Origin of the sequence: Maritimibacter sp. HL-12 (assembly GCF_900177545.1) — a bacterium.
Lineage (GTDB): Bacteria > Pseudomonadota > Alphaproteobacteria > Rhodobacterales > Rhodobacteraceae > Sinisalibacter.
This window is the reverse complement of the sequence record NZ_FXBQ01000001.1, coordinates 1,862,572-1,883,155: the sequence shown is the minus strand read 5'-3', so window position 1 is coordinate 1,883,155 and position 20,584 is coordinate 1,862,572. Positions and strand designations below refer to the sequence as shown.

29 protein-coding genes are annotated in these 20,584 nt (G+C 65.1%); 10 read left to right on the top strand and 19 right to left on the bottom strand.

The genetic code is table 11. The annotated features are described in order from the left end of the window. Positions 1–75: 75 nt before the first annotated feature. The 4 genes from B9Y97_RS09380 to rnhA all read left to right on the top strand — a co-directional run bounded on the left by B9Y97_RS09380 (position 76) and on the right by rnhA (position 2,659). Positions 76–651, top strand: a complete 576-nt coding sequence (locus tag B9Y97_RS09380; RefSeq protein WP_085526486.1) for a LabA-like NYN domain-containing protein — start codon at positions 76–78, stop codon at positions 649–651. Positions 652–770: 119 nt separating this feature from the next. Beyond that, on the top strand, positions 771–1,721 hold the full coding sequence (gene ispH / locus B9Y97_RS09375; protein WP_085526485.1) for a 4-hydroxy-3-methylbut-2-enyl diphosphate reductase: 951 nt from the start codon (positions 771–773) through the stop codon (positions 1,719–1,721). Then, the gene (locus B9Y97_RS09370) at positions 1,718–2,170 is read left to right on the top strand and encodes a DUF3429 domain-containing protein (protein ID WP_085526484.1); all 453 of its coding nucleotides are present in this window, start codon (positions 1,718–1,720) and stop codon (positions 2,168–2,170) included. Before ispH ends, B9Y97_RS09370 begins: the two co-directional genes overlap by 4 nt. A gap of 39 nt (positions 2,171–2,209) precedes the next feature. Next, positions 2,210–2,659, top strand: coding sequence for a ribonuclease HI (gene rnhA / locus B9Y97_RS09365; RefSeq protein WP_085526483.1), 450 nt, complete (start codon positions 2,210–2,212; stop codon positions 2,657–2,659). Between the two features lie 9 nt (positions 2,660–2,668). Here rnhA and B9Y97_RS09360 read toward each other — a convergent pair whose 3' ends face one another. The 3 genes from B9Y97_RS09360 to B9Y97_RS09350 form a co-directional block, all read right to left on the bottom strand. Beyond that, a complete protein-coding gene (locus B9Y97_RS09360) occupies positions 2,669–2,911 on the bottom strand; it encodes a hypothetical protein (RefSeq protein ID WP_085526482.1) in 243 nt (80 codons plus the stop codon). Positions 2,912–2,993: 82 nt separating this feature from the next. Then, a complete protein-coding gene (locus B9Y97_RS09355) occupies positions 2,994–3,227 on the bottom strand; it encodes a GlsB/YeaQ/YmgE family stress response membrane protein (protein ID WP_085526481.1) in 234 nt (77 codons plus the stop codon). A gap of 39 nt (positions 3,228–3,266) precedes the next feature. Continuing rightward, positions 3,267–4,259, bottom strand: a complete 993-nt coding sequence (locus B9Y97_RS09350) for a polyprenyl synthetase family protein (RefSeq protein ID WP_085526480.1) — start codon at positions 4,257–4,259, stop codon at positions 3,267–3,269. A 75-nt stretch (positions 4,260–4,334) separates the two neighbouring features. Here B9Y97_RS09350 and B9Y97_RS09345 point away from each other — a divergent pair, with 75 nt between their 5' ends. From B9Y97_RS09345 to B9Y97_RS09335, 3 genes are all read left to right on the top strand, one after another. Then, entirely contained in the window at positions 4,335–4,553 is a 219-nt protein-coding gene (locus tag B9Y97_RS09345; RefSeq protein WP_085526479.1) for a putative signal transducing protein, read from the top strand. Between the two features lie 2 nt (positions 4,554–4,555). After that, positions 4,556–5,317: a tRNA1(Val) (adenine(37)-N6)-methyltransferase gene (locus B9Y97_RS09340; protein WP_085526478.1), complete on the top strand. Its 762-nt coding sequence runs from the start codon at positions 4,556–4,558 to the stop codon at positions 5,315–5,317. A gap of 124 nt (positions 5,318–5,441) precedes the next feature. Continuing rightward, positions 5,442–5,609, top strand: a complete 168-nt coding sequence (locus tag B9Y97_RS09335) for a YdcH family protein (protein ID WP_085526477.1) — start codon at positions 5,442–5,444, stop codon at positions 5,607–5,609. Positions 5,610–5,677: 68 nt separating this feature from the next. Here the strand turns inward: B9Y97_RS09335 and B9Y97_RS09330 are convergent, their stop codons facing one another. From B9Y97_RS09330 to B9Y97_RS09315, 4 genes are all read right to left on the bottom strand, one after another. Continuing rightward, positions 5,678–6,592 carry an aromatic amino acid exporter YddG gene (locus B9Y97_RS09330; RefSeq protein ID WP_085526476.1) on the bottom strand — a complete coding sequence of 305 codons (915 nt, stop codon included), beginning with the start codon at positions 6,590–6,592 and terminating at the stop codon, positions 5,678–5,680. A gap of 63 nt (positions 6,593–6,655) precedes the next feature. Further along, a complete protein-coding gene (locus B9Y97_RS09325) occupies positions 6,656–7,378 on the bottom strand; it encodes a beta-ketoacyl-ACP reductase (RefSeq protein ID WP_085526475.1) in 723 nt (240 codons plus the stop codon). Between the two features lie 144 nt (positions 7,379–7,522). After that, positions 7,523–8,698: an acetyl-CoA C-acetyltransferase gene (locus tag B9Y97_RS09320; protein WP_085526474.1), complete on the bottom strand. Its 1,176-nt coding sequence runs from the start codon at positions 8,696–8,698 to the stop codon at positions 7,523–7,525. A gap of 182 nt (positions 8,699–8,880) precedes the next feature. Further along, positions 8,881–9,720 (bottom strand): EAL domain-containing protein, encoded by an 840-nt coding sequence (locus B9Y97_RS09315; RefSeq protein WP_085526473.1) that lies wholly within the window; start codon positions 9,718–9,720, stop codon positions 8,881–8,883. Positions 9,721–9,831: 111 nt separating this feature from the next. On the opposite strand from B9Y97_RS09315, the gene B9Y97_RS09310 reads away from it, so the two are divergent. After that, positions 9,832–10,386 carry a DNA-3-methyladenine glycosylase I gene (locus B9Y97_RS09310; protein ID WP_085526472.1) on the top strand — a complete coding sequence of 185 codons (555 nt, stop codon included), beginning with the start codon at positions 9,832–9,834 and terminating at the stop codon, positions 10,384–10,386. Positions 10,387–10,389: 3 nt separating this feature from the next. Here the strand turns inward: B9Y97_RS09310 and B9Y97_RS09305 are convergent, their stop codons facing one another. Beyond that, positions 10,390–10,947, bottom strand: a complete 558-nt coding sequence (locus B9Y97_RS09305) for a TlpA disulfide reductase family protein (protein ID WP_085528192.1) — start codon at positions 10,945–10,947, stop codon at positions 10,390–10,392. A 25-nt stretch (positions 10,948–10,972) separates the two neighbouring features. On the opposite strand from B9Y97_RS09305, the gene argH reads away from it, so the two are divergent. Both argH and B9Y97_RS09295 read left to right on the top strand, forming a co-directional pair. Then, positions 10,973–12,367 carry an argininosuccinate lyase gene (gene argH / locus B9Y97_RS09300; protein WP_085526471.1) on the top strand — a complete coding sequence of 465 codons (1,395 nt, stop codon included), beginning with the start codon at positions 10,973–10,975 and terminating at the stop codon, positions 12,365–12,367. Then, on the top strand, positions 12,367–12,684 hold the full coding sequence (locus B9Y97_RS09295; RefSeq protein WP_085526470.1) for a DUF2834 domain-containing protein: 318 nt from the start codon (positions 12,367–12,369) through the stop codon (positions 12,682–12,684). The genes argH and B9Y97_RS09295 overlap by 1 nt, the downstream gene beginning before the upstream one ends. Before the next feature lie 296 nt (positions 12,685–12,980). Here B9Y97_RS09295 and B9Y97_RS09290 read toward each other — a convergent pair whose 3' ends face one another. The 11 genes from B9Y97_RS09290 to B9Y97_RS09240 all read right to left on the bottom strand — a co-directional run bounded on the left by B9Y97_RS09290 (position 12,981) and on the right by B9Y97_RS09240 (position 20,582). Further along, positions 12,981–14,633 carry a Y-family DNA polymerase gene (locus tag B9Y97_RS09290; RefSeq protein WP_085526469.1) on the bottom strand — a complete coding sequence of 551 codons (1,653 nt, stop codon included), beginning with the start codon at positions 14,631–14,633 and terminating at the stop codon, positions 12,981–12,983. A gap of 189 nt (positions 14,634–14,822) precedes the next feature. After that, the gene (locus tag B9Y97_RS09285; RefSeq protein ID WP_085526468.1) at positions 14,823–15,194 is read right to left on the bottom strand and encodes a hypothetical protein; all 372 of its coding nucleotides are present in this window, start codon (positions 15,192–15,194) and stop codon (positions 14,823–14,825) included. Position 15,195: 1 nt separating this feature from the next. After that, positions 15,196–16,179: a phage protease gene (locus B9Y97_RS09280; protein WP_085526467.1), complete on the bottom strand. Its 984-nt coding sequence runs from the start codon at positions 16,177–16,179 to the stop codon at positions 15,196–15,198. Further along, positions 16,176–16,799, bottom strand: coding sequence for a phage virion morphogenesis protein (locus B9Y97_RS09275; protein ID WP_085526466.1), 624 nt, complete (start codon positions 16,797–16,799; stop codon positions 16,176–16,178). The genes B9Y97_RS09280 and B9Y97_RS09275 overlap by 4 nt, the downstream gene beginning before the upstream one ends. 12 nt (positions 16,800–16,811) lie before the next feature. Further along, positions 16,812–17,729, bottom strand: a complete 918-nt coding sequence (locus tag B9Y97_RS09270; RefSeq protein ID WP_085526465.1) for a Mu-like prophage major head subunit gpT family protein — start codon at positions 17,727–17,729, stop codon at positions 16,812–16,814. Continuing rightward, the gene (locus B9Y97_RS09265; RefSeq protein ID WP_085526464.1) at positions 17,726–18,181 is read right to left on the bottom strand and encodes a hypothetical protein; all 456 of its coding nucleotides are present in this window, start codon (positions 18,179–18,181) and stop codon (positions 17,726–17,728) included. Before B9Y97_RS09265 ends, B9Y97_RS09270 begins: the two co-directional genes overlap by 4 nt. Before the next feature lie 142 nt (positions 18,182–18,323). Continuing rightward, a complete protein-coding gene (locus B9Y97_RS09260; RefSeq protein ID WP_072245433.1) occupies positions 18,324–18,518 on the bottom strand; it encodes a hypothetical protein in 195 nt (64 codons plus the stop codon). A gap of 244 nt (positions 18,519–18,762) precedes the next feature. Further along, on the bottom strand, positions 18,763–19,176 hold the full coding sequence (locus B9Y97_RS09255) for a regulatory protein GemA (RefSeq protein WP_072245434.1): 414 nt from the start codon (positions 19,174–19,176) through the stop codon (positions 18,763–18,765). Continuing rightward, entirely contained in the window at positions 19,163–19,477 is a 315-nt protein-coding gene (locus B9Y97_RS09250) for a hypothetical protein (protein ID WP_085526463.1), read from the bottom strand. Before B9Y97_RS09250 ends, B9Y97_RS09255 begins: the two co-directional genes overlap by 14 nt. Then, positions 19,474–19,809, bottom strand: coding sequence for a hypothetical protein (locus B9Y97_RS09245; protein ID WP_085526462.1), 336 nt, complete (start codon positions 19,807–19,809; stop codon positions 19,474–19,476). The genes B9Y97_RS09250 and B9Y97_RS09245 overlap by 4 nt, the downstream gene beginning before the upstream one ends. Beyond that, positions 19,809–20,582, bottom strand: a complete 774-nt coding sequence (locus B9Y97_RS09240; protein WP_085526461.1) for an AAA family ATPase — start codon at positions 20,580–20,582, stop codon at positions 19,809–19,811. Before B9Y97_RS09240 ends, B9Y97_RS09245 begins: the two co-directional genes overlap by 1 nt. Positions 20,583–20,584: the final 2 nt, after the last annotated feature.

Here is a 20,584-nt window from a genome sequence, read left to right as displayed (position 1 = left end):
ACTTCAGCCGGATTGGCGATTTCCGCCATACCACTCACGAACATTCCCGGCGATCCAAATTCGGAAGGATCCATCATGTTTTACAGAGACGAACGTCTCGCGCTGTTCATCGATGGCTCGAATCTCTACGCCGCCGCGCGCGCGCTCGGGTTCGATATCGATTACAAGCTCTTGCGCCAGGAGTTCATGCGCCGGGGCAAGCTGTTGCGTGCTTTCTACTATACCGCGCTTCTTGAGAACGACGAGTATTCGCCGATCCGCCCGCTGGTGGACTGGCTGCATTACAACGGTTTCACCATGGTGACGAAGCCTGCCAAGGAGTTCACCGATTCGATGGGCCGGCGCAAGGTCAAGGGCAACATGGATATCGAGCTTGCGGTCGATGCCATGGAGATCGCCCCGCATGTCGATCACATCGTGCTGTTCTCGGGCGATGGCGATTTTCGCCCGCTGGTGGAGGCGCTTCAGCGCAAGGGCGTGCGGGTCTCGGTGGTCTCGACCATCCGCAGCCAGCCGCCGATGATTGCCGACGACCTGCGCCGCCAGGCCGACAACTTCATCGAGTTGGAAGAGCTGCGCGAGGTGATCGGCCGTCCGCCGCGCGAGCCGCGCGACGATAACGCGCAGGCCGCGGAAGACATCGACGCCTGATTGAAAGTCGGGCAAACAATGCCCCGGCCGCACGTTGGCCGGGGCATTGCGCCACGCGCGCTCGTGACTGGACCTTCCGCCGTCTTGCCACTACCCATGGGGCGAACAGGAGAGACGTCATGACAAAGCCGCCACTCACCCTCTATCTCGCCGCGCCGCGCGGCTTCTGCGCCGGGGTCGACCGGGCGATCAAGATCGTCGAGATGGCGATCGAGAAATGGGGCGCGCCGATTTACGTGCGCCACGAGATCGTGCACAACAAGTTCGTCGTCGACAGCCTGCGCGACAAGGGCGCGGTTTTTGTCGAGGAGCTTGACGAATGCCCCGTCGACCGGCCGGTGATCTTCTCCGCCCATGGCGTGCCGAAAGCGGTGCCCGCCGCGGCGGAGCAACGCGAGATGATCTATGTCGACGCCACCTGCCCGCTGGTGTCGAAGGTGCATATCGAGGCGGAGCGTCATCACAAGAACGGGCTCCAGATGGTGATGATCGGCCACGCTGGTCACCCCGAAACCATCGGCACCATGGGCCAGTTGCCGGACGGCGAGGTCTTGCTGGTTGAAACCGTCGAGGACGTGGCGCGGATCCAGCCACGCGATCCCGAGCGGCTTGCCTTCATCACCCAGACCACGCTCTCGGTCGATGACACGCGAGAAGTTGTAACCGCGTTGCAGGCGCGGTTTCCCGCCATCGCCGGACCCCACAAGGAAGATATCTGCTACGCCACCACCAACCGGCAGGAAGCCGTGAAGGCGATCGCGCCGAAAGTGGAGGCGCTCCTGGTGATCGGCGCGCCGAACTCGTCGAACTCGCGCCGTCTCGTCGAGGTCGCGCGTTCCGAAGGGTGCCGCTATGCCCAACTGGTCGGCCGCGCCGACGAGATCGACTGGCGCGCGCTGGAGGGCGTGGCGAGCGTGGGCGTTACCGCCGGCGCCTCGGCACCGGAACTGCTGGTCGACGAGGTGGTCGACGCATTCCGCGACCGCTACGACGTAACGATGCAAACCGTCGAAACCGCGCGCGAGAGCGTCGAGTTCAAGGTGCCCCGCCTGTTGCGCGAAGACGCATGACCGCCATTCCCCGTGCTCCACTGCTGCTCGGTCTTGCCGGGCTCTTGCCCTTCGTCTGGGGTGCGGCCACGGTGCTTTGGCCGGAACTTGGCGTGCCCGTCGGGCGGCGCATCGGTATCGACTTCGTCGCCGTGCCGGTGCTGGCGGGCTACGGCAAGGTCATCCTGGCGTTCATGTCGGGCGTGATCTGGGGTTTCGCGGCCCGCGCAAACGATCACCGCGGCACGCTTGGCTACGGGCTCGCGGTTATCCCGGCGCTTTGGGCGTTTTTCCTCGTTGTCGGAGCAACCCCGGCGGCGCTGATCTTCCTGATCGCAGGTTTCATCGGCCTTCTTGGGATCGACGCGCTGTTCTGGCGTCACGGTCTCGCACCGGGCTGGTGGATGCGGCTGCGGATCATGCTCACGATCATCGTTGTTGTCTGCCTTGCGGTGGGCTTGATCGCCTGAACCGCGCCAAAATCACCTCGTCCGAACTGGAATGCCTGCATGACCGACCTCATCGCCCATACCGACGGTGCCTGCTCCGGCAATCCCGGCCCCGGGGGCTGGGGTGTGTTGCTGGAGGCCAAGCGGGACGGGCAGGTTCTGAAGACCCGCGAGCTCAAGGGCGGCGAGGCCGAGACCACCAACAACCGGATGGAGCTTCTGGCCGCGATCATGGCGCTTGAAACGCTGGAGCGACCCTCGACGATCACCATCGTGACCGATTCCGCCTATGTAAAGAACGGCGTGACAAGCTGGATTCACGGCTGGAAACGCAACGGCTGGAAGACCGCCGGGAAGAAGCCGGTCAAGAATGTCGATCTGTGGAGCCGGCTCGACGAGGCACAAGCGCGTCACGAGGTGCACTGGAAATGGATCAAGGGCCACGCCGGACACGACGAGAACGAGCGCGCCGATGCCCTCGCGCGCGAAGGCATGGCACCGTTCAAATAGCAGCGCGCATCAGGCGGTGAGGCTCATCCGGAACATCACGTAGAGCACGATCGCGGCACCGATCGCCGCGCCGACGATCGCGGCGGCAAGCGAGGACACCGAGAGCAGCCAAGGGATCAGCGCGCCGCCAACCACGGCCCCGCCGATGCAAACCGCGATGTTGCGGGCCTGCCCGGTGTGAAAGGTGACGGCGTAATTGACGAAGCAGCCGATGGCGAAGCCTGTGACGATTGATACGATGATGATGACCATGTGATCCTCCCGCGCGGAACCTCCGCCGGGCAATGATGCGCCGATAACCGGGAATCGCAAAGCGGATTTCGCGCGCCGGGGATCATTTGAAGTAGGTTTGCCAGATCCAGATCAGCAACACCGCCCCGAGCACCGCGCCAACGAAGCCCGCCGCGATGCCGGTCAGCAGCAACAGGAAGCGCAGGACCAGGCTGCCGATGATCGCGCCCAGAATGCCCACCGCAAGCGTGGTCGGCAAATCGGCCTCGATCTTCATCAATCGCGTGGCGATGAAACCCGCAGCCGCGCCGATGATGATGAGAAGCACGAATTGCATACCCCGAATATGGGGTGTGCGCCGCAACTATGTAAGCGGTCAGTTGATCCGAGCGACCACGAAATCGGCGATGTCCGACAGCATGTCGCGGATCGGGCCCTCGGGCAGGCCCTCGAGCGCCGCCTTGGCCCGCGCCGACCATTCGAGCGCGGTGGTGCGGGTGTCTTCAAGCGTGCCGTGCCGCTCCATCAGGGCCAACGCCTCGTCGAGATCGCCCTCGTCCTGCTGGCCCATGCCGATGGTGCGATCCCAGAAGGCGCGCTCGCGCGCGTCGGCCTTGGCCACGGCGCGGATCAACGGCAGGGTGAGCTTGCGATCGCGGAAATCGTCGCCCTTGTTCTTGCCGGTGCCATCGCCCCAGAAATCGAGCAGGTCGTCGGCGATCTGGAAGGCGATGCCCATCGCGTCGCCGTAATCGCCCAGTGCGCGCAGGGCCGCATCGTCGGCCCCGGCCACCACGCCGCCCACCTCGCAGGCAGCGGCGAAGAGCGCCGCCGTCTTGCCACGCACCACCTTGATGTAGATCTCTTCGTCGGTCGCAAGATCGGTGGCCGCGGTCAGTTGCAGAACCTCGCCTTCCGAGATTGTCGCCGAGGCATTCGACAGGATGCGCAGCGCGCGCATCTCGCCGGTATCGGTCATCAACTGGAACGAGCGGGCGAACAGGTAGTCGCCCACCAGAACGGAGGACTTGTTGTCCCACAACAGGTTTGCCGTCGGTCGCCCGCGGCGCTTTTCCGAGCCGTCCACCACGTCGTCGTGCAGGAGCGTTGCGGTGTGGATGAACTCCACCGCCGCGGCGAGGTGCAGATGGTGGCCGCCGTCGTAGCCCATCAGCCGCGCGGCGGCGAGGGTGAGCATCGGGCGCAGCCTTTTGCCGCCAGCCTCGATCAGATGCGCGGTCACCTGCGGGATCCGGGGCGCATGCTCCGAGACCATGCGCTCGCGAATCAGGGCATCGACCCCCGCGAGGTCTTCAGAGAGGTGGTCTGCCAGCCGCTCGAGCGGCTGTCGCGCTATCTCGTCCCGCATCGTCACCGTTCCGTGTTCCCATCGTCATGACCGGCCTCTCGACATTGCCGGCACATTGCCGATAAGCCTCTGAGGATGAAAGAGCTTCTACGCACCACGGACCCGACGATCATCGCCTTCGCCACAGCGCTTCTGGACGGCGAAGGTATAACGACCTTTGCCATCGACGTCCATATGAGCACTCTGGAAGGATCAATAGGAATTTTACCGCGTCGGCTTATGGTTCACCCGGACGATGCGCCGCGTGCCGAGCGGGTGCTGCGTGACAACGGGATAGAGTGCACGGAGGAATGAGGATGGGGTTTGCCCGCGCGGATTTGACGGAAGACAAATATCTTGGCGGGCAGGTTGTGCTGATGCAGCCGCGCAAGGGCTACCGCGCCGGGGTCGATCCCGTGTTCCTTGCCGCCTCGATCGCTGCGCACGAGGGCGAAAGCGTGCTCGATCTGGGTTGTGGCGTTGGTGCAGCGGCGCTTTGCCTTGGCACGCGGGTTCAAGGGCTTAGGCTCGTCGGCGTGGAACGCCAGCCGGACTACGCCGATCTCGCCCGGATGAACGCCTTCGACAACAACATCGACATCGACGTGTTCACCGCCGATCTCGCCACGCTCCCGGCCGATGTGAGGGACGAAAGTTTCGATCACGTGATCATGAATCCGCCCTATCACCTGCGCGACCGTTCCACCACGTCGACCGATCCCGGCCGCGAGGCCGCGCTGTTTGAAGACACGCCGCTCGCGACCTGGATCGACGCTGCGACAAAACGCCTCAAACCGCGCGGCTATCTCACCATGATCCAGAAGGCCGAGCGTCTGCCGGAGATTCTGGACGGGATGGACGACAGGCTCGGCTCGATTCTCGTCAAGCCGCTCGCCCCCCGGGAAGGCCGCGCGGCGGTGCTGGTTCTGGTGCAGGCCCGCAAGGGCGGGCGCGGCGCTTTCCGGCTGGCAAGCCCGCTCATCCTGCACGATGGCGCCGAGCACGTCGGAGATACCGAAAGCTATCGCCGCGAGGTTTCGGCGATCCTGCGCGAAGGCGCACATCTGCCGCTCTGGTAGGCCCCCAGCCCCGGTCGGCAAGGTGCCGACCACGCGGGTGCCTCATGCAACGACTTGATGACACGACTCGGATTCTGTGGTGCACTGAATCTGCGGAAACAACAGGAAGAAAAAGGAGCACGCCATGAGCGTTGACGCGCATCTCAACGAACTTCGCAAGAAACACGAAGCCCTGTCCGTGAAGGTGGAGCAGATGCAACAAAGCCCGTCGACCAACGATCTCGATATCGTGGCGATGAAAAAGGAAAAATTGCGCCTCAAGGAAGAGATCGAGCGCCTGGCGCACGGCTGAAAATTCCGGTGCCCGCAGGGCGTAGAAACCCCTGCAGTCCATGGTGCCGGACGTGAAACAGCAAAATCCTAGCCTTGGGTGTGGTTGACGCCACCACGTGAATCAACCGCACCCATCGTCCGGGCGCGCCGCCCGGCCCGGGCGGCAACGACGGCACCGGTCGTGATCAATATCGCCGAAACGATGATCGCCGGCCCCGGTTCGGCAATTCCCGCGAGGATCAGCACGAAGGTGGAGAGCAGCGGGGCGGCGTAGGACGCCGTGCCAAGCAACTGGATGTCGCCGCGCTTCATGCCGATATCCCAAGTATAGAACGCCAGCCCCACCGGACCGAGGCCAAGTCCAAGAACTGCGGTCCAGCCCAGAGCACTCTCAGGCCAGACGGTTTCCTCAAGAACCAGGTGCGCTCCGATCGAAAGCCCAGCCGATGCAATGCAGAACACCGCGACCGAGGCGGTCGGGGTGGTGCCGAGGCGGCGCGAAAGAACGGAATACCCCGACCATGTGAGGGCGCAGAGCGCAGCGAAACCGAACCCCGCAAGCGTGCCTTCAATGCCGCCGGTCACCCCGCCGGCGAGGATCAGCGCCGCCCCGGCGAAGGCGACGAGCGCGCCGATCACGTGGCCCCGGCGCAGCGCCTCACCCGGCAAGAGCCCGGACAACAGCACGATCAGCAAGGGCCAGAGATAGGCAATCAGGCCCGCTTCGGCGGGGGGTGCAAGGCGCAGCGCGGTGAAATAGAAGGCGTGATAGCCGAAAAGCCCCGCCGTGCCGAAGGCATAGACCCGCCACGACACGCCGCGCAACTGCCCCAGCCCGCCACTCGCCGCGACCCAGACCAGCCCGATGGCGCCGCCAACCGCCAGGGTCATGGCGTTGAGCAGGAACGGCGGCACCGGCTCGGTGGCGACGGTGAACAGCGCAAGCAGCGCCCAGAGCAGCACGGCAGTGAAGCCGACGAGGGTGGCGGCAGAACGAGTCATGCCCCTGTCTGGCACGAAAAAACCGGCCCCGAAAGGCCGGTTCCGGGGCAGTTTTCGCGGGCCTCAGGTGAGGTATTGCCCGCCGTTCACCGTCATCGTTGATCCGGTCACGAAGCCGGCATCGTCGGCCGCGAGGAACACGACGGCGCGGGCAATCTCCTCGGGCTCACCAAGCCGCCCGACCGGAATCGTCGCGATGATGGAGTCGCGCACCTTTTCGGGCACGGCCATCACCATTTCGGTGGCGATGTAGCCCGGGCAGATCGCGTTCACGGTGATGCCGTAGCGCGCGCCTTCCTGCGCCAGCGCCTTGGTGAAGCCGATGTCGCCCGCCTTGGCGGCGGAATAGTTGGCCTGGGCGAACTGGCCTTTCTGGCCGTTGATCGACGAGATGTTGATGATCCGTCCGAACTTGCGTTCGCGCATCCCCGGCCAGAGCGGGTGGGTCATGTTGAACACGCCGGACAGGTTGGTATCCATCACCTCCTGCCACTGCTCGCGGGTCATCTTGTGGAAGGGGGCGTCGCGGGTGATCCCGGCATTGTTTACCAACACATCGACGGGGCCGAGATCGGCCGCGACCTTGGCGATCCCGTCGGCGCAGGCGTCGTAGTCGGCGACCGACCACTTGTAGGTGGGGATTCCGGTTTCCTCGGTGAATTTGGCCGCCGCTTCATCGTTGCCGCCATAGGTTGCGGCCACGCTGTAGCCGGCTTCCTTGAGCGCCATCGAGATCGACGCGCCGATGCCGCGGGTGCCGCCGGTAACCAGTGCAACTCTCGCCATGAAATCCTCCCTGTCGCGATTCTGCCTTGTAACTCTATTGCCGGAACTCGTAGATCATACGCAATTTTGTTGCGCAAGCATTTTTCTGCACCTGCAAAGAGAAGGGGCGCCGAAGCGCCCCGTCGGTATCTTGCCGCTGCCGCATCAGGGGCGTTCGAGGCACATCGCCACGCCCATGCCGCCGCCGATGCAAAGGGTGGCGAGACCCTTCTTTGCGTCACGCTTCTTCATCTCGTGCAGGAGCGTGGTCAGGATCCGCGCGCCGGATGCCCCGATCGGGTGGCCGATGGCGATGGCCCCGCCGTTCACGTTGACGATCTCCGGATCCCAGCCGAGCTCCTTGGTCACTGCCAGCGCCTGCGCCGCGAAGGCCTCGTTGCTCTCGACGAGATCGAGATCCTTGACCGTCCAGCCCGCCTTCTCCAGCGCCTTGCGGGTGGCGGGGATCGGGCCGGTGCCCATGATCGACGGATCGACCCCGGCGGTGGCGTAGCTCGCGATCCGGGCGAGCGGTTCCAGCCCGCGCCGCTCGGCCTCGTCCGCCGACATCAGGAGCAGCGCAGCCGCGCCGTCATTGATGCCGCTGGCGTTGCCTGCCGTCACCGTGCCGTCCTTGGCGAAGGCCGGGCGCAGCTTCTGCATCGATTCGATGGTGGCGCCGTGACGGACGTATTCGTCCTGGTCCACCACGATGTCGCCCTTGCGGGTATGGACGGTGAAAGGCACGATCTCGTCGGCGAAGCGACCCGACTTCTGCGCCGCCTCGGCCTTGTTCTGGCTGGCGACGGCGAAGGCATCCTGCTCGTCGCGGGTGATCTGGTACTTCTCGGCGACGTTCTCCGCGGTCTGGCCCATGTGGTAGCCGTGGAAAGCATCCCAGAGGCCGTCCTTGATCATCGTGTCGATGAACTTTGTGTCGCCCATCTTGTGGCCCGCGCGCAGGTGCGCGACGTGGGGGCTGAGGCTCATGTTTTCCTGCCCGCCCGCGAGCACGATCCCGGTATCGCCAAGCTGGATGTGCTGGGCACCGAGGGCAACGGCACGCAAGCCCGAGCCACAAACCTGGTTGATTCCCCAGGCCGCGCTTTCGATCGGCAGCCCGGCGTTCACATGCGCCTGGCGGGCCGGGTTCTGGCCCTGACCGCCGCTGAGGACCTGGCCGAGGATGGTCTCGCCGATCTCCGCCTTCTCGATCCCGGCACGCGCCACGGCGGCTTCGAGCACCGCCCGGCCAAGATCGTGCGCTGGGGTGCTCGCAAATGAGCCGTTGAAGCTGCCCACGGGCGTGCGCGCGGCAGAAACGATAACGACGTTGGTCATGTATTCCTCTCCATGTCTGACCGGCGCGGGCCTGCGCCCCGCTCCTGTCACGTTCGGCCCTCCGAACGGTCGGAACGGTAACGGCTGCGGTTCTTCCCCGCAAGCACGTGGAGCACATGACTATGCGGCGTTGCCGATCAAATCAACCCGGGCGGACGTCTGGTGCCCGGCACCCCTGCCGGTCAGGCGCGACGGCGATCGCCCGCCTGCTGCCACCAGGGCCGCACGGTGGGTGCCCCGAAGAAATAACCCTGGAGCAGATCGCAACCGGCGTCGATGAGGAATTCGGCGTCTTCCAGCGTTTCGACGCTCTCGGCCACGGTGAGCATATCGAAGTGGCGCGACAATGACAGCATCGCCTCGGCGATCACCTGGTTGTCGGGGTTGTCGGCGATGCCGCGGATGAATTCACCGTCGATCTTGAGGATATCGAAGTAGAAATCCTTGAGGTAGCGGAACGAGGTATAGCCGGCGCCGAAGTCATCGAGCGCAAAGGAGATGCCATGGGTCTGCATTTCCTTCATGAACACCTGCACGAGGTCCGGCATCACGATGGCGGTGCGCTCGGTGATCTCGAGGATCAGCCGCTCACCCGCGGTGGGATCGCGTTCGAGCCCCTGGCGCAGTGCCTGCATCCAGCGCGGATAGCCGATCGACCGCGCCGACATGTTGACCGACAGCCTGAGCGAAGGTTCTTCTTCCAGCGCGCGAAACCCGAGTTCAAGCGCGCGCGTGTCGATCTGGCGGCCAAGCTCCTGGGTTTCGACCACGCCGATGAAGTCGGCGGCGGGAATGATTCGTCCGGTATGATCGAGCACCCGGATCAACCCCTCGTGGAACGCGGGCGTTTCGGGATGCGACGCACGCACCACCGACTGAAAGGCCAGCATCACCTCGCCCCGGGTAACAGCGCGGCGCACCATCTGCATGGTTTCGTGATCGCGCCGGGCAACCGCCACCGACAGCGGGCTGCCGAGCGCGACATCGGGATCGGCGGGGTCGATGTGGGGATCGTCGCGCATGGGCACCTCTTGGCTCTCGCCCGGGTTCTACCCTGCCGCCCGCTAACAAGTCGTAAATCTCTGGATTTACGTCAAATTTTCGGCATTCTGGGTGTGCAGGAGGAGCTTGGCATGGACAAGAGATGCGACTGGTGCGGCGACGATCCGCTTTACATCGCCTATCACGACGAGGAATGGGGCGTGCCGGAGTACGACGGCCGCGCGCTTTGGGAAAAGCTCGTGCTCGACGGTTTCCAGGCCGGGCTCGCCTGGATCACGGTTCTGCGCAAGCGGGAGAACTTCCGCGCCGCCTTCGAGGGGTTCGACCCCGCGCGCATCGCGACCTGGGGCGCGCCGGAGGTGGCCCGGCTGCTCGCCGATCCCGGCATCATCCGGCACCGCGGCAAGATCGAGGCGACCATCGGCAATGCCCGCGCCTATATTGCCATGGGCGGGGCAGAGGCGTTTTCCGAACGGATGTGGTCCTATGTCGGCGGCGCGCCCGTGGTGAACCACTTCACCACGATGGCACAGGTGCCTGCCTCGACCCCGCTTTCGGAACAGGTCTCGCGCGATCTGCGCAAGGCCGGTTTCCGCTTCGTCGGCCCCACCATCGTCTACGCCTGGATGCAGGCCTGCGGGCTGGTCAACGATCACCTCGTCACCTGCCCGGCGCGGAGGGGGTAAGGCTCAGGAGGCGGGTGCGTTGATCACCGCAGCGATGATCGCCTTGGCGTCGTCGCTCGCCCAGTCGGCCCCGCCGATGAAGCGCGCGACCTCGCGGCCCTCGCGGTCGAGAATCATCGTCACCGGCGGCGCCATCACCCCCATCTCGGCTGAAAGCCCGCGGTCGGGGTCGAGCAGGACCGGCAGCGCGTCGATCTCGTACTGGGTGAGGAACCGCGCGAGGCCGCCGGGGTGGTTGTAGCCATAGGCCACCGGCACCACGGCGAAATCATCGCCGCCCAACTCTTTTTCCAGCGCGTTCAGGGCCGGCATCTCCTCACGACAGGGCGCACAGGACACCTGCCAGAAATTCAGCACCACGACCTTACCGTGCCAGTCGGCGAGGTTGTGCACCGCACCGTCGCGGTCGGTGAAATCCGAGCTGCCCGCAGGCTTCGGCTCGGCGTGCACGGCAAGCCGCTTCATCTCGCCCAGCTTCAGCGCCTCGAGCGTTGCAGGATCGGCGCTCGCGGCATTTGCACCGAGGATGAGGGCCGCGTATAGCAGGGCGGAACGGAACATTGAGACCTCCCGGGGGCCGGACGCCATGAGTGACACCAAATCCGCGAACACCATGTGGGGCGGGCGCTTCGCCTCCGGTCCCGACGCGATCATGGAAGCGATCAACGCCTCGATCGGGTTCGACAAGCGCCTTGCCCCGCAAGATATCGCGGGCTCGCGCGCCCATGCCGCGATGCTTGCGGCGCAGGGCATCATTACTGATAGCGATGCCGAGGCGATCCGGGAAGGGCTGCTCACGGTTCTGTCAGAAATCGAGTGCGGCAAATTCGCCTTCTCGACCGCGCTGGAAGACATTCACATGAACGTCGAGGCCCGGCTGAAGGAGATCATCGGCGAGCCCGCCGGTCGGCTGCACACCGCGCGGTCGCGCAATGACCAGGTTGCCACCGACTTCCGGCTCTGGGTCCGCGACCAGGCCGATGCCGCGATCACCGGGCTCGATGCCCTGATCCGCGCGCTGCTTGATCAGGCCGAGGCGGGGGCCGACTGGGTGATGCCCGGTTTCACCCATCTGCAAACCGCCCAGCCGGTGACATGGGGGCATCACATGATGGCCTATGTCGAGATGTTCGCGCGCGATCTCTCCCGCTTCCGCGATGCCCGTGTGCGGATGAACGAATGCCCCCTCGGCGCCGCCGCGCTGGCCGGCACCGGCTTTGCCATCGACCGGCAGATGACGGCCGAGGCGCTCGGTTTCGACCGGCCGATGGCCAATTCGCTCGATGCCGTATCCGACCGGGATTTCGCGCTCGAATTCCTCTCCTCCGCAACGATCTCGGCGGTGCACCTGTCGCGCCTCGCCGAGGAGCTGGTGATCTGGTCGTCGGCGCAGTTCCGCTTCGTCACCCTGTCGGACCGCTTTTCCACCGGTTCCTCGATCATGCCGCAAAAGAAGAACCCCGACGCCGCCGAGCTTATCCGCGCCAAGATCGGCCGCATCCTCGGTGCGACGGTGGGGCTGTTCACGGTGATGAAGGGGCTGCCGCTGGCCTACTCGAAGGACATGCAGGAAGACAAGGAACAGGTTTTCGACGCCGCCGACAACTACATGCTGGCGCTCGCGGCGATGGCCGGGATGGTGGCCGACATGACCGGCAACCGCGCCAACCTCGAAGCCGCCGCCGCCTCGGGCTTCTCCACCGCCACCGATCTCGCCGACTGGCTGGTGCGCGAGCTTGGCCTGCCGTTCCGCGAGGCCCATCACGTCACCGGCGCGCTGGTGGCGATGGCGGAAGGCAAGGGCTGCGAATTGTCCGACCTCACGCTTTCCGAGATGCAGGGGGTGCATGGCGGCATCACCGAAGGCGTGTTCTCGGTGCTCACGGTGCAGGCCTCGGTCGCCTCGCGCCTGTCCTACGGCGGCACCGCGCCGAAGCGGGTCCGCGAACAGATCGCGGCCTGGCGCGCGCGGCTCGGCTGATGTCGGGTCTGCGCCTCACCTACCTCGCGCTCGCCGTTCTCGGTGCAGCCTGGCCGATGCGCCATTTCCTCGCCTATCTCACCTCCGAGGGCGGCTCGCTCTCGGGGATGTTCGCGCTGTGGACGGCCAACCACGCCGTCACCGGCCTTGCCCTCGACCTGATGATCGCCGCCACCGCGCTGATCGTCTGGTGCCTCGCGGAAACCTTCGTGCGGCGCAACTGGATCGCGCTGATCACGATCCCCGCGACGCTCCTTGTCGGCGTCTCCTTCGGCCTGCCGCTCTACCTCTTCCTGCGCACCCGACCGATCCCCTGAGCGCGCGTCTGGTGCTGTCGCCGGGCAATCTCGTTTGCCGCTTCTTGGGTCGAAAAATACCTCGGGGGTGCGGGGGCAGAGCCCCCGCGTCGGTCGGAGCGCGCCAGCGCTTCGAAAACTCTCGCACAAACCCGCCCCGGTGCAGTCACGGCCCCGGCCGATCGACCGGCGCCGGGATGGGTGATCTGACGACCGCTCCGGCCTCTTGCCCCTGGCAGGTAGCGCTTTGCCCTGTCACCCCTTCGTCGGGGCGGCCCGCGCTTGTTGCCGGTCGCGCCTGACATCCCTCGTCGGAGTCAGGCAAAAGCCCCGTGGCAGAACCAGCCCGGCGACAGCGCCGCGCCATGGGCGAAGTAGATCCAGAGCCGCTCGCCCCGGTGGGTGGTCACCCGCCAGTAATCCCGGCTGCCGCTGCGCCAGCCGGGATCGTCGAACCACCATTCCGGCGCGATCCGCTCGGGGCCTTCGCCCGCCACCACCTCGTGATCGCGCCCGCGCCAGCGCAGCCGCGCGGGCAGGCCCGGCAGCGCGGGGATCAGCACCGGCTCGGGCGGCCAGAGCCGCAAGGGGCGTTCGGTCGGACCGGGCCGCCAGTCGGTGCTTGGGGGGGCAAAGGCGGCGGCCATGATGGTGGCAGACTTCTCGGGAATATGGCTCTCGGCGGGGTGCAGCCGGGTCAGGGCCTCCAGTCCGAGACGGGTGCCGATCCGACCCATCAAATCGTCGAGTGCGCGCCCGTCGCCCTGCGCCGCGGCCTCCCCTGCCGCGAGGTGACCGCGGTGTTGCTCGGCATGGACCGGCTCGTGCACCGGCACGCTGAGACGCAACTGGTCGATGCCGAAGCCGGCGTCGATGTCGCCGAGCTTCATCGCCAGCAGCGGGCGGATGCGTTCGGGCGCGGTGGCGGGGCGGGCCAGCCCGACCTCGATGGCCTGCATCGTGCGGTCGGTCCGGCTGAACTCCACCCGCACCTGCCGCGCCCCGCGCCCGGCGCGTTCAAGCCGGGGCGCAAGCTCGGCCAGCAGCCGGTCGATCCCGGCGGCAAGGTCGTCTTCCAGCCCGATCGGTTCGGGCAGGCGCAGGCGCAGGGCGAAGCGCAAGGCCGGGCGGGCGGGCGAGACCGGTTCGGGTTCCATCCCGAGCGCCTGGTCGAGCCGGCGCACGAGCTGGGTGCCGAAGCGCCGGGCGAGGCCCGCGCGGGGCGTGCCGAGAATGTCGCCCACGCGCCTGAGGCCAAGCCGGGCCAGTGCCGCGACGGTCTCGCCTTCGATACGAAGTGCGGCGACGGGCAGCGGGGCGATCGCCGCGCGGGCACTTCCCACGGCGGCGATCCGGGCGGGCGGGTGGCCTGTTGGTCCGGCGCGCCCCGGCGGCTGGCCACCGCGCGTCCAGTGCCGCCGCCGCGTTGCGCGCGAGCGGGTGGCGCGGGCCTCCTGGTCGATCGCGTCGCCCGCCGGGCCGGTGTCGGGGGTTGCCCCGGAAAAACGCGCCAGCGCCCAGGCCGCGCCCACGGTATCAGCCAGCCCGAGACGGACGCTCAGCCCCAGCCCGGCGCAATCGGCTTCGACCGTGGCCACCAGCTCCTCCTCGCCACCGAACAGATGCGCGCAGCCGGTGATATCGAGCACGAGGGCGTCGGGCGGCTCCTCCGCGACCCAGGGGGTGAACTTGCCCGCCCAGCGCCGCAGCGTGGCAAGAAAGGCGGCTTCGGCATGGGGATTTTCAGGCCGCGAGACCAGATCGGGGCAGATCGCGTGGGCATCGCGCAGCGGCAGGCCGGGGGCGAGCCCCGCCGCTTCCGCCTCGGCGTTGAGGCTGGCCAGCACCTGCGCGCCGCGGCGGTCGGCCACCACCGCCAGAGGGCCGCCGGCCAGCCCGCGATCGAGCCGCAGGAGACGCTCCGCGGCAAGGCGGGGAAACCACAGGCTGAGGATGCGCTTTTGCGGCATGATTGGGGTGCGGCAGCTTTTGTTCTTGATTTGTTCTGATAGCTGCGTGCGGATCGGGAGTCGAGTCCCGCCTCAGTGTGCTGGTACTTATCATTCTGCACTGGCACCAATGAAACTGCACTGAGGTGGCCGGGATTATCTTGGACGTGGTGGCATCTGGTGGGACTGGATGCCGTTTTCGAACGCCGGTTACAGGCCGTTTAACTGCCGGTTGAGGGTGCGTTTCAGACCGCCGATCCGGTGCGAGTAGCGGTGCAGACTACTGCGGCTTGGAGCCTTGTCACCGAAGCGCGCGCGGCATTCTTCGGCCAGCGCGCTGAAGGTCATCGTGCCGATGCGCGCATTGACGAACGCCAGAACCTCCGCATTCCGCATTGCCATGGGCATTGCTCCGCCCTTCCGGGGAAGGCTGACCAGCGTGGCGCGGATGCGATCTTCGCCCCAGGCATCGGAGCCGAAGCGGGCCGCACATTCCTTGGCGATTTCAGCATGGCAAAGGCCAGCGGGCTGAACGATCAGCCAACTGGCAATCTCCATGTCCTTCGCGCCCAAGGTGGGCATGTCAGCCGCCTTCGCGCTGAAGCGTCTTGCGGAACGCCTCTTGCGACACGCCGAGGCGCGACAGGATTTCCTGTTCATCACCCGTCCCGCCGCTGGTCATGAGGGCCAGCTCTTGCCGGTCACGGGGTAGACCGCGCCCCGCGATCTGACTGCCGGGGGTCAGAACCGGCACCATCTGGCGGGCGAACTCGTCAAACCGTTCCGGGTTTTCACGGCAAAGGGCGAGGCCCCATTCGCGCAGGTAGGGCGGCAACTTGCCCGAGGTGATTGCGCCATCCACGGCGGCAAGCGCCTTGCCTTCGGCTTCGCGCGCCCGCGCCCGGTTCAGTTCAAGCGCCAGTTCCATCGTGCCGCCATCCGTCTCCTGACGTTGCTGCGACGGCTCCGGCGCAGGCTCGCTTTCACGATTGACCAGGGCCGACACCGCTTGCAGCAACGCGTCATCCTCGATGTCGTCCGGCAAGGCCAGCATCTGGATGATCTGCCCGCGCAGATCAGCCGCCGCCAGTTCGGGCGGATCAGCCGGTGGGTTCTCCTGACTGGCGAGCGCCGTGAGGTGAAGGTTGGGGTTGTTCGTCAACGCGGCGCGGTGAAGGCGCATGATTTCTCCTGTGGTTTTGTGGAACGTGAAGACAGGGCTGAGGAACCGGTATTCCTTGCTGGCCAGATGCTGGCGCGCCTTGTCGGTCCATTCGACACGTCCCCAGATGCCCTGGGCATCGGCCTTCAGTTCCTTGATCCAGCCCGCCGCCGGAGCGGGCTGGCCGTTCTTGGTGGCGTGGTCGATCTGGTGTTCATAATCGACCGGCAAATCCATGCCGAGCTTGCGGGTCGCAGCGATGATGTCGGCGGCATCGCGCACCATGTAAGGGCCGCGCCCATCGCGCCCGTTGAAGGTGCCGAGAGGCAGAAGGTGAACCCAGTCTTGCGCCTGGCCGGATGTGGCCAGCTCGACAGACCAGGCGGACTGGTGAATGGAAGTCATCGGCGAAGCCCTTCTGTGATGTGGTCGTTGACGATGCGCCCGATTTCCTGCCGGTTTTCCTCGTTCAATCCGAGGAAGGGACGCGCGGGAATTGTGACCTGACGGCCCCGGCCCGCTTGTCCGCCCATCTGGTGAATGCGCGCATAGGCGCGGTTTGTCCCGACCGCGACTTGCGAATGCGAGGCGCTGTAGCTCAGCGAGCCGTAGAGGTGGCCACGGTCGCGCAACTTCTTTGCCCCGGCACCGCGCCGCAAAAGGGTGGCGGTGGAATGGCCCGCCCATCCGGTTCCATCCGGGGCGGTTTCGCTCTCGAAATTGCTTTCGACCTCAGACTGAAGATAGCTGCCGATTTCCTGGAACACCGACTGCATGTTGGAGCCGCGTTCCGCAAGGCGTTGCAGCGCAGCCATGAAGCCGTCTTCATCGACCACCTGGATATTCATCTGAAGGCCGCCCTGGGCGATGCGCCCCAGTTCGACCAGGCCGCCCGCAACATCGCCCATGCTCCGGGAAATGCGGGTCTGTCGTTCAACGGCGGCGCGACCGGCGCGGCTTGCACCGCCCCGCGCCGCGCCGCCCGCCATGGCCCGCAGAACGACACCCAATATCGGCCATGCCATGGCGTTTCCCCCTTATGCCGCCAGATGCGACGTGACGATCAGCTTGGCGCTGTCTGCCCATTCGTTGGTCACGGCAACATGCTGCCCGCCCACCTCGACGATGGTCGAGCCGTTCTTCAGAAGCCGAAGCGCCGCACCTTCCAGTTCCGGCGGAACAACCAGGGCCGTGGGGCGCACGTTCAGAAGCTGGCCATGATCCCCGCGCAGGGTCATCATCGCCGTGCGGGCCGCTTCGTAATTGTCCTTGGTCAGATCGGCCTTGCTGGCATAGGCCAGTTGCCACAGGCCGAACCCGGCATTGACGCGCGCCCGCACCCCGTAGATGTATTCGTCGCGCATGAACACATGCTCATCGTTGTCGCGGTCCAGGGCGGTGAACTTGTAGGGCACACGCTCCTGCCAGATGATCGGACGCACGGCGCGGCTCAGATCGAGAAGATACCAGGCAGGACCACTGCCCGCCTGCATGTTCGAAACACTGACCTCTTCGCCCTGGGCATTCGTGCCCAGGTGATCGGTATCGAAGAAATATTGGCCATCATAGCAAGCCGTGCTGAAGCCGCTGGCCAGAAGGCGGAATACCAGCTCGTTGGGATGGTCGCGCGCTTCGCGGCCCATTTCCGAGATCATCGGCCCGAAGACGCCATAGGTGTCATCTTCGAGCGCATCGCGCAGCACGGCGATGGTGCTTTCGAACTTGCGGTTCTTGATGCGCCAGTCATGCACCGACAGGTTGCGGATGACGCGATCACCAATCCACTCGCGCAGGCGCGGGAAGCTGCCCAGCCATCCGTAGATTTCTTCGGCATTCGAGCTAGGCACCCGCATGGTGATCTCTTCAAAGTGGCTTGGCGCATTGTCGAACGCCTCGTTGAAGACGGTCTGGAAGCCACGGAAGACGGTGGAAAGGTTTCCGGAATTGACGATCATTTCTCGAACTTCTCTTTCGATTTGGGGTTCTGGGGGCGATGCGGCAGGGCAACGCCCGCTTCACGCATGGTGCAGATGGTACGGCGCGCGGTTCTACGGCTGACGCGCGTCAGCTTTGCGATTTCGACCGTGCTGAGGGTGGTGTTGACGATCAGGCGGCGGATGCGGATAGCCTGCGCATTCTTGCTCGACATGGCCCCGTGCGGGACTTCGACTGCACCGCTTCCATATTTGGTGATCAGCCATTCCAGCACATCCCGACCAACCAACTTGCTCACGGGATGGTCATCGGTGGCCTTCAGCGGAACGAACAGTTCTCCGCCACCGAAGTTCTCAAGAAAGAGGCGGGCGGCATGCTCCCCGAACCGCTCAGCAAGCTCGACCTCCATGTGCGTGACATAGAGACCAAGTTTTCGCCTTTCGGCGATGGAAGGGTATTCGTTGGAAAGCACTGGTGCCGCCCGCCTCGCTTGCATGATCATCAATGCAGGCGACGCTATCCGGACGTATGTCCCTGATCACCCCGGACAGCGTTCCGGTTATCGTGCTGTGGGTGAATGAAGGTTGCCCCGGACTGGACTGGGCGGCGGCGGGTCAACTGCCGCCGCTTTCCTTTTCCCGGCGCTCCTGAAGTGCGACCAGCGCCGCGCGCAAGCCTTCCAGGGCGGGCAACAGGAAGAACTTGCAAAACAGCCCCACCAAGACCCATGCAAGCATCAGCGCCGCGAACGCAATCCCGAGAAGCGCGCCGATGCCGAAGAACAGTAAAAAGGGTCCGAAGGCTTCCATCTGTGATCTTTCTGTCAGCGGTCAGGATAGGCGGAACACGGCGCGCATTTCAATGCCCATCGAAGGCCGCACCCAAAACGCCCCACAGACCCCCCTTAAACGCGTTTAACAGGCGTTTAAGAAATTTCTGGCGGTGAGGGGTGCCGAGAGACAGGAAGCCGCTCAGCGGGCCGCTGAGGGGCTTGGAGCAAAAAAGGGGCGATGCCGCGCACCGCCCCCTTCAACGTTTGTCGCGCCGCGCAGGTCATGCGGCCTTGTCGCGGGCCTTCATCTTCTTCAGGGCGGTGATCACCTTGCGCGCGTCGTGGGCCGTCACGAAGCGCAGGCTGGACATGCCGAAGTACCGTTCCAGCCAGACCGACAGACCGTCTTCAACATCGGCACCTGACCACTCCTTCCAGATCGTCCTGATCAGTTCGAGCTGGGCGAAGCTGGCCATGCCTTCCCGCGCGCCATAGTCCGGCCCCTTGGCGGTCAACGGCTTGAAGCCCAGATATTCGAACAAGCCCATGAGCGCCGTGAACCCGTCCTGGTCGAGCTCCGTCACGGAAGTGACCCCGCAAAGATCGACCAGGCCAGACCGGAACTCCGCTTCGGTCAGCCCCAGCTTGCTCTTGGCCACATGGATAAGGGCGATCTGTTTGTTACTGATCGACATTGCCGGCCTCCTTTCCGTTGCGCGTGGTGGCGCTGATCAGATCCACGATCTGCTTGTGCATGCCTTCAAGATCGGCCTGGACGCGCACGCCCATCTCCGCGCCCGCCTTCGCGGCGGCGCTGATCATGTCGATCTTGTGCGAGTGGCGCGGGGAAACCTCCAGTTCGGTCACCAGGTCATCCAGCAGCTTCAGGAGCGCCGCCAGAGACCCCACGTCCGCGATTGCGTCATTGGATGCCATGTAAAGGCCGTCGCGGCACAGGGTCAGCGTTGCCTTGGGGTTTTCGTAAGAGGTGATCATTGGACAATTCCTTTCGCCATGGCGTGGATGAACTTCGAGCGGGCAAGAATGCCCCGCACAATGGTGAGCGCGCGAAGCGTGGCTGAGATGTCAGCAGACAAAAGCGCAGCGCCCGCTTCGGTTTCTTCGTCCGCGCCGCCCTGATCGGCGGCATCCCAATCTCGGATGAGCTCATGTAGCCGGAGAAGGGTGCCCTGCGCCCCAGCGAGAGCGGTCTGAAGCTGCGCAAGCTCATCGGCTGTCAATGGTGTGACGAGCAGGTCGCGTCCGGCAAATTCATCCGCCTCCTCTGGCGTGAACTCGATATGCAAAGTGAATTGGTGGGGCTGCATCAGATATCTCCCATCATGAAGGTTGCGTTCTGGATTTCGTTCAGCGTCACAGGGCGTCCCGCCGCGAGCATGCGTGCTTGCCGGTGGGCGTTGACCATCGACCGGAAATTGCCTTGGGTTTCGCCATGCAGCGCCAGTTCTGCCGCAGCCGCCGCGTCGGTGGGGCAAAGTGCAGCCGCCAGGGCCGCGAACTCATCCCTGTTGGGCGCCCGCAGTTCATGGGCATGCGTGATCCGTGACAGGAACTGCGCATAGTCCATTTCCTTCCTGCGACCCGTGCGGCCGAGGAAGTACTTGTTGCCGCAAAGGACCAAGCCGAAGGCCGGATGGAAGCGATTTCCATTGCGGGCATCGTCACCGGCGTCGTACAGGGCTCGGAGCATTTCCAGCACGTTGACCTTCAGGCCCTGAGCCTCATCAATTACAAGGACGGTGGGTCGGCGTCCTTCCTGGAAGGGGTAGCTTCCCAGCAACCCGCCAAGTGCCTGGACGGCTTCGCGCGTACGCCCCTCATAGACATTGAAATGCTCCAGGAGCGCCGATGAGAAGGCAAGGATCGAGCCATCAATTTCCGGGCGTGACCGAAGGTAGATCACTCGGATTTCACGCTCCCATTCGGTTACCAGCCCCTCAAGGGTCCGGCTCTTACCAATCCCGACAGGTCCCTTGATGACCCCGAGGCCAGCCGTTCGGGCAACTTGCTGAACGATGAACTTTATCGTTTCGCTCGCCTCCGTTTCGATGATAGGTATCTCTTCAGGTGTGTGATGCATGC

Coding starts and splice junctions, on each gene's coding strand:
- B9Y97_RS09380 (WP_085526486.1), top strand. CDS start 76: ATGTTTTACAGAGACGAACGTCTCGCGCTGTTCATCGATGGCTCGAAT.
- ispH (WP_085526485.1), top strand. CDS start 771: ATGACAAAGCCGCCACTCACCCTCTATCTCGCCGCGCCGCGCGGCTTC.
- B9Y97_RS09370 (WP_085526484.1), top strand. CDS start 1,718: ATGACCGCCATTCCCCGTGCTCCACTGCTGCTCGGTCTTGCCGGGCTC.
- rnhA (WP_085526483.1), top strand. CDS start 2,210: ATGACCGACCTCATCGCCCATACCGACGGTGCCTGCTCCGGCAATCCC.
- B9Y97_RS09360 (WP_085526482.1), bottom strand. CDS start 2,911: ATGGTCATCATCATCGTATCAATCGTCACAGGCTTCGCCATCGGCTGC.
- B9Y97_RS09355 (WP_085526481.1), bottom strand. CDS start 3,227: ATGCAATTCGTGCTTCTCATCATCATCGGCGCGGCTGCGGGTTTCATC.
- B9Y97_RS09350 (WP_085526480.1), bottom strand. CDS start 4,259: ATGCGGGACGAGATAGCGCGACAGCCGCTCGAGCGGCTGGCAGACCAC.
- B9Y97_RS09345 (WP_085526479.1), top strand. CDS start 4,335: ATGAAAGAGCTTCTACGCACCACGGACCCGACGATCATCGCCTTCGCC.
- B9Y97_RS09340 (WP_085526478.1), top strand. CDS start 4,556: ATGGGGTTTGCCCGCGCGGATTTGACGGAAGACAAATATCTTGGCGGG.
- B9Y97_RS09335 (WP_085526477.1), top strand. CDS start 5,442: ATGAGCGTTGACGCGCATCTCAACGAACTTCGCAAGAAACACGAAGCC.
- B9Y97_RS09330 (WP_085526476.1), bottom strand. CDS start 6,592: ATGACTCGTTCTGCCGCCACCCTCGTCGGCTTCACTGCCGTGCTGCTC.
- B9Y97_RS09325 (WP_085526475.1), bottom strand. CDS start 7,378: ATGGCGAGAGTTGCACTGGTTACCGGCGGCACCCGCGGCATCGGCGCG.
- B9Y97_RS09320 (WP_085526474.1), bottom strand. CDS start 8,698: ATGACCAACGTCGTTATCGTTTCTGCCGCGCGCACGCCCGTGGGCAGC.
- B9Y97_RS09315 (WP_085526473.1), bottom strand. CDS start 9,720: ATGCGCGACGATCCCCACATCGACCCCGCCGATCCCGATGTCGCGCTC.
- B9Y97_RS09310 (WP_085526472.1), top strand. CDS start 9,832: ATGGACAAGAGATGCGACTGGTGCGGCGACGATCCGCTTTACATCGCC.
- B9Y97_RS09305 (WP_085528192.1), bottom strand. CDS start 10,947: ATGTTCCGTTCCGCCCTGCTATACGCGGCCCTCATCCTCGGTGCAAAT.
- argH (WP_085526471.1), top strand. CDS start 10,973: ATGAGTGACACCAAATCCGCGAACACCATGTGGGGCGGGCGCTTCGCC.
- B9Y97_RS09295 (WP_085526470.1), top strand. CDS start 12,367: ATGTCGGGTCTGCGCCTCACCTACCTCGCGCTCGCCGTTCTCGGTGCA.
- B9Y97_RS09290 (WP_085526469.1), bottom strand. CDS start 14,633: ATGCCGCAAAAGCGCATCCTCAGCCTGTGGTTTCCCCGCCTTGCCGCG.
- B9Y97_RS09285 (WP_085526468.1), bottom strand. CDS start 15,194: ATGCCCACCTTGGGCGCGAAGGACATGGAGATTGCCAGTTGGCTGATC.
- B9Y97_RS09280 (WP_085526467.1), bottom strand. CDS start 16,179: ATGACTTCCATTCACCAGTCCGCCTGGTCTGTCGAGCTGGCCACATCC.
- B9Y97_RS09275 (WP_085526466.1), bottom strand. CDS start 16,799: ATGGCATGGCCGATATTGGGTGTCGTTCTGCGGGCCATGGCGGGCGGC.
- B9Y97_RS09270 (WP_085526465.1), bottom strand. CDS start 17,729: ATGATCGTCAATTCCGGAAACCTTTCCACCGTCTTCCGTGGCTTCCAG.
- B9Y97_RS09260 (WP_072245433.1), bottom strand. CDS start 18,518: ATGGAAGCCTTCGGACCCTTTTTACTGTTCTTCGGCATCGGCGCGCTT.
- B9Y97_RS09255 (WP_072245434.1), bottom strand. CDS start 19,176: ATGTCGATCAGTAACAAACAGATCGCCCTTATCCATGTGGCCAAGAGC.
- B9Y97_RS09250 (WP_085526463.1), bottom strand. CDS start 19,477: ATGATCACCTCTTACGAAAACCCCAAGGCAACGCTGACCCTGTGCCGC.
- B9Y97_RS09245 (WP_085526462.1), bottom strand. CDS start 19,809: ATGCAGCCCCACCAATTCACTTTGCATATCGAGTTCACGCCAGAGGAG.
- B9Y97_RS09240 (WP_085526461.1), bottom strand. CDS start 20,582: ATGCATCACACACCTGAAGAGATACCTATCATCGAAACGGAGGCGAGC.